Source organism: Rhodoferax sp., from assembly GCF_014859475.1.
In the GTDB taxonomy this organism is placed as follows: domain Bacteria; phylum Pseudomonadota; class Gammaproteobacteria; order Burkholderiales; family Burkholderiaceae_C; genus Rhodoferax.
Map to the genome: position 1 here is coordinate 1 of NZ_JACUUE010000108.1, position 8,115 is coordinate 8,115.

The 8,115-nt window shown below is 61.6% G+C and carries 6 protein-coding genes and 1 tRNA gene; 4 read left to right on the forward strand and 3 right to left on the reverse strand.

What is annotated here, in order from left to right:
• Window positions 1–359: 359 nt before the first annotated feature.
• From rapZ to IBX54_RS09975, 3 genes are read right to left on the reverse strand one after another with little or no spacing between them, the layout of a single operon-like run.
• On the reverse strand, window positions 360–1,247 hold the full coding sequence (rapZ, locus tag IBX54_RS09965) for an RNase adapter RapZ (RefSeq protein ID WP_296542505.1): 888 nt from the start codon (window positions 1,245–1,247) through the stop codon (window positions 360–362).
• 6 nt (window positions 1,248–1,253) lie between these two features.
• Complete coding sequence (gene recN, locus IBX54_RS09970; RefSeq protein ID WP_296542506.1) at window positions 1,254–2,906, reverse strand: DNA repair protein RecN; 1,653 nt, start codon at window positions 2,904–2,906, stop codon at window positions 1,254–1,256.
• Window positions 2,903–3,805 (reverse strand): NAD kinase, encoded by a 903-nt coding sequence (locus IBX54_RS09975; RefSeq protein ID WP_296542507.1) that lies wholly within the window; start codon window positions 3,803–3,805, stop codon window positions 2,903–2,905. The genes recN and IBX54_RS09975 overlap by 4 nt, the downstream gene beginning before the upstream one ends.
• Before the next feature lie 28 nt (window positions 3,806–3,833).
• On the opposite strand from IBX54_RS09975, the gene hrcA reads away from it, so the two are divergent.
• The 4 genes from hrcA to IBX54_RS09995 all read left to right on the forward strand — a co-directional run.
• The gene (hrcA, locus tag IBX54_RS09980) at window positions 3,834–4,838 is read left to right on the forward strand and encodes a heat-inducible transcriptional repressor HrcA (RefSeq protein ID WP_296542508.1); all 1,005 of its coding nucleotides are present in this window, start codon (window positions 3,834–3,836) and stop codon (window positions 4,836–4,838) included.
• A 34-nt stretch (window positions 4,839–4,872) separates the two neighbouring features.
• A tRNA-Ile gene (locus IBX54_RS09985) sits at window positions 4,873–4,949 on the forward strand.
• 76 nt (window positions 4,950–5,025) lie between these two features.
• A complete protein-coding gene (gene aroD, locus IBX54_RS09990; RefSeq protein ID WP_296542509.1) occupies window positions 5,026–5,808 on the forward strand; it encodes a type I 3-dehydroquinate dehydratase in 783 nt (260 codons plus the stop codon).
• Between the two features lie 599 nt (window positions 5,809–6,407).
• Window positions 6,408–8,115, forward strand: a 1,708-nt coding sequence (locus IBX54_RS09995; protein ID WP_296542510.1) for a DUF3683 domain-containing protein, incomplete at its 3' end; no start/stop codon positions are given.

The window sequence follows — 8,115 nt, forward strand, 5'->3', positions numbered from 1 at the left end:
AGAAAAAGTGACTTCGATCGCGTTCACCTTTTGGGTGAAAGCGCTACGCGAGCGACAAGTGCCGCTGGCAGCGTGCCTGGGGTCGTTGCTTCTCCTTGCGGGCAGTAGCCCGCTGCGTCGTCGCGCCTACCCAGACACGCTGCCAGCAGCCCACTCGGACGCGTCCAACTGAGGAATCTAGGTTCAAAAGTCGAAGACATTCGCGGCGAGGGCGCCGCTCCTACAACGACAAAGTCCAGCGAGCTCCGTTGGAGCTTGCTGGTGTAGCTGCCAGCAATCCAGCCAACGACAAAGTGCAGCGCACTCCGTAGGAGCGGCGCCCTCGCCGCGAACGGCTGTCAGGCTTCGGATCGTCCGGCTCAGGAGGTCAGCTCGCGGTGCCGCTTGAGCGTGCTCCAGCGCGGCGCAAACAGGGCATTCAATTGCTCGACCAGATAGACAGAGCGGTGCTGGCCGCCGGTGCAGCCGATGGCCACCGTCACGTAACTGCGGTGGTTGCGTGCCATCGCCCCGAGCCAGTTGTCCAGAAAGGCATGAATCTGCGCCAGCATGGCCTGCACATCGGCCTGTTTTTGCAAAAAATCGATCACCGGTGCGTCGCGCCCGGTCAGCTCGCGCAAGCCTGGTTCGTAGTGCGGATTGGGCAACATGCGCACATCAAAAACAAAGTCGGCATCGTTGGGTGCGCCGCGCTTGAAGGCAAACGATTCGAACACCAGCGTCATTTGGTCGTCCGGGGCACGGATGAAGGACTTGACGTAGCTTTGCAGTTGGGTGGGACGGATGATGCTGGTGTCGATCGCATGCGCCTCGGCGCGCAGTTCGCTCAGCAGTTCGCGTTCCAGTTCAATGGCTTCGGACAGCGCACGGTGTTGGTCGAGGCTGTGGTCCGGGTTGTCGGTTTTGGACAATGGATGGCGCCGCCGGGTCTCGGAGAAACGGCGCATCAGCGTGTCGGTGCTGGCATCCAGAAAAATGGAGTCCACCCGCAAACCCTGGCTCTTGAGCTTCGCCAGTTGCCTGGGAACCAGCGGCAACGAGCCCGCGCTGCGCACATCCATGGCGATGGCCAGTTGGCTGACATGGTGGCTGCGTTCCAGTTCGATCAGCGGCAGCAAGAGCTCGGGGGGCAGGTTGTCAACGCAATAAAAGCTCAAGTCTTCCAGCGCGTTGAGCGCCACCGACTTGCCCGAGCCGGACATGCCCGTGATCAACACCAGATGCATTTTGTGTTTTGGCAGGGTCATGGTGAGTTAGCTTTCCTGACTTTGTAGCATGTCACGGGCATGGGTCAGCGTGCTGCCCCGCAGGCGCTCGCCGCCCAGCATGCGGGCCAGCTCTGCCACCCGCGCCTCGTGGTCCACCGCGGCGACCGAGCTCAGGGTGACACCATCGCGCAACTGCTTGCGCACTACCAAATGATGGTCGGCACAAGCCGCCACTTGCGGCAGGTGCGTGACAGCCAGTACTTGGCGGTCCTGGCCCAGTTGTTTCATCAGCAGGCCCACGGTTTCGGCCACAGCACCGCCGACACCGGCGTCCACCTCGTCAAATATCAGCGTCTGTGCCGTGCCCAGTTGGCTGGTGGTGACCGCGATGGCCAGCGCGATGCGCGACAGCTCACCGCCGGAGGCCACTTTGTTGACCGCGCGCGGCGTGCTGCCCGCGTGTCCCGCGACCAGAAAAGTCACCTCTTCGAGACCACTTTGCAGTGCCTGCGCGGCGCGCTGTACGTTCACCTCGAATTGCCCGCCCTGCATACCCAGACCCTGCATGGCTTGGGTGATGGCCTGCGCCAGTTTGGGTGCGCTTTGGGTGCGGGCACGGGTCAGTACTTCGGCTTCACGGGCATAGCCTTGCCAGGCTGCATCCAGTGCATTTTCAAGCCACTGCACATCGGCGCTGGCATCGAGTTGCGCGAGCTCTTGCTGCCAACTCGCCAGCAGTTGCGGCAATTCAGGCGGGCTGCGCCGGTAGCGCCGCGCGGTCGCGAGCCACAGCCCCATGCGTTCATCGAGTTCGGCGAGCCGCTGCGGGTCGAGTTCGGTCTTGCGCAAGTAGCTGCGCAGGGCGTGCGCGCTGTCCTGGACTTGGGCCAGGCTCGAGGTCAGCACCTCGGTCAGCGTCTTGAAAGAGGGCTCCAGGTGTTGCTGTTGCTGCAGCAGCTGGCAGGCATGGCTCAGGCGCTTGATGACGTTGTCATCGTCTTCGTCCAGGGTCAGGGCGGCGGCTTGGGCGGCATCGAGCAGCGCCTGCGCATTGGCCAGGCGGGCGTGCTCGGTATTGAGCGCGGGCCACTCGTCAGGCGCCGGGGCCAGCTTGTCGAGTTCGCCAATTTGCCAGCTCAGGCGCTCGCGCTCGCGCAGCAGCGAGTCCTGCGACGCGCGCGCCTGATCCAGTTGATTTTGCGCCGCGCGCCACTGGTGCCATGCTTCGGCCACTGCCGTGGTTGACACCTGAGCATAGGCGTCGAGCAGGCCGCGCACCGCGTCCGGGCGTGTCAGGCTTTGCCAGGCGTGCTGGCCGTGGATGTCGAGTAACTGCTCGCCGAGCTGGCGCAATTGCGTGGTGGTGGCCGGGCTGCCGTTGATCCAGGCGCGGTTTTTGCCTTGGGTGTCGAGTGTGCGTCGCAACAGCAGTGTGGCATCTGCCTCGAACCCGGCATCTTCGAGCCATTGCCTCACGTTGGGGGTGCTGTCAAATTCGGCGCTCACCTCGCAGCGGCTGGCACCTTCGCGGATCAGGTTGACGTCGGCGCGGCCCCCGGTGGCCAGCTGCAAGGCATCAATCAAGATGGACTTGCCGGCACCGGTTTCACCCGTCAGCACGGTGAAACGGCCGCCAAATTCAAGGTCAAGTTCGCTGACGATGACAAAGTCTCGCAGTACCAGGCGTTTCAGGCTCATGTTGCGACCACTCTCTCGTTCCAGTGCAGTTTTTCGCGCAGCGTGTCGTAGTAAGACCAACCCTGTGGGTGCAAAAAGCGCACGTGGTGCTTGGAGCGCGTCACCTCGATGCGGTCGCCGTGCATCAGGGCTGCCAACGACTGCGTGTCAAAGCTGGCGCTGGCGTCCCGGCCCGAGACCACCTCGATGGCGATTTTGGAGCTGTTGGCCAGCACGATAGGGCGGTTGGACAAGGTGTGCGGTGCAATCGGCACCATCACCCAGCCCGGAATCGACGGGTGCAACAGTGGCCCGCCTGCGGACAGCGCGTAAGCAGTGGAGCCGGTGGGCGTGGCGATGATCAGGCCGTCGGCGCGCTGGTTCGACACGAAATGGCCGTCCACCTCGACGCGCAGTTCCACCATGCCCGAAGAGGCCCCGCGGTTGACCACCACATCGTTCATGGCGGTGGCCCGGTAAACGCAATCACCGTCGCGCCAGACCCGGGCGTTGATCAGGCTGCGGTGGTCTTCCACGTAAGCGCCGCCCAGCATTTGCGCCAGACTGGCGGCAAAACTGCCGTAGGGCACATCCGTAATAAACCCCAGCCGTCCCTGGTTGATGCCGATCAGCGGCACACCATAGGGTGCCATCTGGCGGCCGATGCCGAGCATGGTGCCGTCGCCCCCCACCACCAGTGCCAGGTCACATTGCTTGCCGATTTGGGCAATGCCCAAGGCCGGATAGTCGGACATGCCCATATTGAGCGCGGTGTCGTGCTCCATGGCAACATCACAGCCCAGGTCATCCAGAAAATGGGCCACAGCCACAACTGCGGCCCGCGAGTTGGCTCCACTGGCGCTCGCGGAGTTGGTTTGGTATTTGCCGACCAGGGCAACATGCTGGAATTTGGACTTCATTGGCAAATTACATCACTAAAATGAATCCATGCTCGACGATCGTGCCAAGTTATTACTCAAAGCGCTGGTAGAACGCTACATTGCCGACGGCCAGCCCGTGGGTTCACGCACCTTGTCGCGCGCCTCGGGCCTGGACTTGTCGCCTGCCACCATTCGCAACGTGATGTCGGACCTGGAAGAACTGGGCCTCATCGCCAGCCCGCACACCTCGGCCGGGCGCATTCCCACGGCACGCGGCTACCGGCTGTTTGTCGATACCATGCTGACGGTGCAGCGCGGCCAGATCGGCACGCCCAGCCTGGCGCACGACCAGCCGCAAAAAGTCATCTCCAACGCGGCCAACCTGCTGTCGAGCCTGTCACAGTTTGTCGGCGTGGTGATTGCGCCGCGGCGCACCTCGGTGTTTAGGCACATCGAGTTCTTGCGGCTGTCGGAGCGGCGCCTGCTGGTGATCATCGTGTCGCCCGAAGGCGACGTGCAAAACCGCGTCATCTTTACCGAGGTGGATTACACCCAGTCGCAATTGGTCGAGGCGGCCAACTACCTTAACGTCAACTATGTCGGCCTGACCATCGAGCAAGTGCGCGAGCGCCTTAAAAGCGAGGTCGATAACCTGCGCGAGGAAATTGCCAAGCTGATGACCGCTGCCGTGGCAGCCAACACCGAGGCCATGGCTGAAGGGCAGGACGAGGTGATCATTTCGGGCGAAAAAAACCTGCTCTCGGTCAGTGATTTCTCCAGCGACATGAGCCACCTGCGCCGCGCCTTTGACTTGTTCGAGCAAAAAGCCCAGCTGATGCGCCTGCTCGATGTCACCGGCCAGGCCGAGGGCGTGCGCATCTTCATAGGCGGCGAAAGCAAGGTGGTGCCGTTCGAAGACCTGTCGATCGTCAGCGCGCCCTACGAGGTGGACGGCCAGGTGGTGGGCACGCTGGGCGTGGTCGGCCCGACGCGCATGCCTTACGACCGCATGATCCAGATCGTCGATATCACCTCAAAACTGGTCAGCAATGCGCTGAGCCACCACAAATAGGGCTTTGCGGCCCCTTACAATCCACGCTTCGGTCGGGCCGTTAGCTCAGTTGGTTAGAGCAGAGGACTCATAATCCTTTGGTCCACAGTTCAAGTCTGTGACGGCCCACCAACCGACTTAGCACACCCATTTCACGTCTTCCGCATTGATGTGACGCTCGCAGACCTCATCTTGAACAGAGCACGATATGCAATCATTCCAGCCCCTTGAATTGCACGGTCAAGCCATTGCTGGCGGCAAGTTTCCGCTGGTCTGCACCCCGCTGGTGGGCCGTACGCTGGACGCTCTCATGCTTGAGCTGGCTACCGTGCTACCCAAGCAGCCCGACGTACTGGAGTGGCGGGTTGATTTCTTTGAAGCCATTGGCGACACCGCTGCCGTCATCACCGCCGCGCAGGTCATCAAACAAGCCGCGGGCAACATCCCCGTGCTGTTCACGCGCCGCTCCACCATCGAGGGCGGCGAAAAAATAGCCATTGACGAAGCGCAGGTGATTGCCATGTACACGGCTGTGTGCGAGCGCAAATGCATTGACCTGATCGACTATGAAATGGCCAACGACGCGGCCAACATCGTTCGGGTACGAACTGCGGCCAAAGCCAACGACATCAAACTGGTGCTGTCGTATCACAATTTTTCATCCACGCCAAACCTCGAAACCTTGGCGACAAAGTTCCTGGCGGCCGAGCAGTTGGGTGCCGACGTGGCCAAGGTGGCCGTGATGCCGCGCGATCCGGACGATGTGCTGACCCTTTTGGCTGCCACCCGGCAAGCCAGCAAAAAGTTGCGCATTCCCCTCATCAGCGTGTCGATGGGGTCTTATGGCGCGCTCACCCGCCTGTTTGGCTGGGCCTTTGGCTCGAGCCTGACCTTCGCCGTGGGGGCCAGCAGTTCGGCACCTGGGCAGGTGCCGATCGAGGACCTGAACGCGGTGCTGGCGATTGTGCGCAAGTCGATGGCTGACCACTAAGGGCTCGGCCGCTCGAAGGCTTGGTGGTGACGCGCTATGGTTACCAGCAGCCCTGCCAGCGCATCGAGATCGTGTAGGCATCGCACCCGGTGCCGGACGCGGCTGGTCTGGCAGCATCGCAGCGCATCGCCGCGCTGTCTGTGCCGAAAAGCCGCCATCAAGCTGGCAATACACCACGTCATGGAAAAGCGCAGCGAGCACCTGAACCGGCTTCATGCCCTGACTGAGTTGCAAAACATGCTTGGTGGTGTGGAAAGCCCGTTTTTTTCCACTCATGGCGTACTGCACCAAAATGGCCAGTTTCTCCACCTCCATCATGGACACCTTGACCGACAGGCCCCTGAATGCCTCATCGAACAAAATAACAAGTCGATTGATCGTTGCGATAGCCACGCTGTCATGCTCTTTGGCTCACGCCAACAGCCTGTTGGCTGTCCAAAGTGTAGGCATTTGAACACGGACGGCCGCTGCGTTTGGGCGGGCGCCAGTTGCCATGACCGCAACAGGGCAATGCTGCGCTGCGGTAACATCGCCTGCCCAGCCAAAGCACGCCTGTAGCAGGGCAAAAATACCCGCGACGGTTGTTACCAAACTATCTGATGAACGCCCCTACACTGCTTAAGTCGTTAATGCCCGCTGATGCCGTTGCGGCGCATGGGTTCGAGCGCATCCGCGAAATTCCATATAACTACACCTCGTTTTCTGACCGCGAAATCGTCATTCGACTGCTCGGTTTGCCTGCCTGGGGATGGCTCAACAAGCTGCGCGAAGAGCGCCGCACCGGTCGTTCGGCGCGCATGTTGTACGAGGTGCTGGGCGACATCTGGGTGGTGCAGCGCAACCCCTATCTGCAAGACGACCTGCTTGATAACCCGAAACGCCGGGTGTTGCTGGTGCAAGCCCTGCAGCACCGTCTGGGTGAAATTGAAAAACGCCGTAAACCCGCTGACGACCCTGAGCGCGATGCGCTGGTTGGGCAGTTGCTCGCCGCGGCAGGGCAGGCCGTGCAAGCCTTTGATGCCAATTTTGTCGAAACCGCCGCCTTACGCCGCCAAACCCAAAAGGTGTTGGCCCGGCTGACCGCCAAGGACAACATCAAGTTTGACGGCCTGAGCCGCGTCAGCCATGTGACCGATGCTACCGACTGGCGCGTGGAATACCCGTTTGTGGTGTTGACGCCAGATTCTGAGGCCGAAATGGCGCATCTGGTCAAGGGCTGTATCGAGCTGGGGTTAACCATCATCCCGCGCGGCGGTGGCACCGGCTACACCGGCGGTGCCATTCCACTGACCTGGAAGAGTGTGGTCATCAATACAGAAAAGCTCGAGGCCATGACCGAGGTCGAGATGCGCACGCTGCCCGGGCTGGACCATGAAGTCGGCACGGTCTGGACCGAAGCCGGCGTGGTGACCAGCCGGGTGGCCCATGCGGCCGAGCGGGCTGGTTTTGTCTTTGCAGTCGATCCCACTTCTGCCGATGCGTCGTGTATTGGCGGCAACATCGCCATGAATGCCGGCGGCAAAAAAGCCGTGCTGTGGGGCACCTCGCTCGACAACCTGGCCAGCTGGCGCATGGTGACGCCCCAGGCCGAATGGCTGGAGGTGACCCGCATCAACCACAACATGGGCAAGATCCACGACGTGGATGTAGCCAGCTTCGAGCTGCAGTATTTCAAGGCTGACGGCAAAACCCCGCTGCGCTCCGAGCGCCTGGACATTGCCGGCAAATCCTTCCGCAAGGAGGGCCTGGGCAAGGACGTGACTGACAAGTTTCTCAGTGGCCTGCCCGGCATTCAAAAAGAGGGCTGTGACGGCCTGATCACCAGCGCGCGCTGGGTGGTGCACAAAATGCCCCAGCACACGCGCACCGTATGCCTGGAGTTTTTTGGCAATGCCAAAGACGCCGTGCCCAGCATCGTCGAGATCAAGGACTTCATGTTTGCCGAGCAAAAACGCAGTGGCGTGCTGCTGGCCGGGCTGGAGCATCTGGACGACCGTTACCTGAAAGCCGTTGGCTACACCACCAAAAGCAAGCGCGGCGCCGTCCTGAGCGGTGGCGGTGTACCCAAGATGGTGCTTTTCGGTGACATTGCGGGTAACGATGCCGACGAGGTGGCGCGCGTGACCAGCGAGGTGGTGCGTATTGCCAATTCGCGCAGCGGCGAGGGTTTTGTTGCCATCAGCCCCGAGGCGCGCAAAAAATTCTGGCTTGACCGCAAGCGCACGGCGGCCATCAGCCGCCACACCAACGCGTTCAAGATCAACGAAGACGTGGTGATCCCGCTGCCGCGCATGGCCGAGTACACCG

Bases quoted from the DNA above. Each gene is read 5' to 3' on its own strand.
- rapZ (WP_296542505.1), bottom strand. From the start codon at position 1,247: ATGACCCTGCCAAAACACAAAATGCATCTGGTGTTGATCACGGGCATG.
- recN (WP_296542506.1), bottom strand. From the start codon at position 2,906: ATGAGCCTGAAACGCCTGGTACTGCGAGACTTTGTCATCGTCAGCGAA.
- IBX54_RS09975 (WP_296542507.1), bottom strand. From the start codon at position 3,805: ATGAAGTCCAAATTCCAGCATGTTGCCCTGGTCGGCAAATACCAAACC.
- hrcA (WP_296542508.1), top strand. From the start codon at position 3,834: ATGCTCGACGATCGTGCCAAGTTATTACTCAAAGCGCTGGTAGAACGC.
- aroD (WP_296542509.1), top strand. From the start codon at position 5,026: ATGCAATCATTCCAGCCCCTTGAATTGCACGGTCAAGCCATTGCTGGC.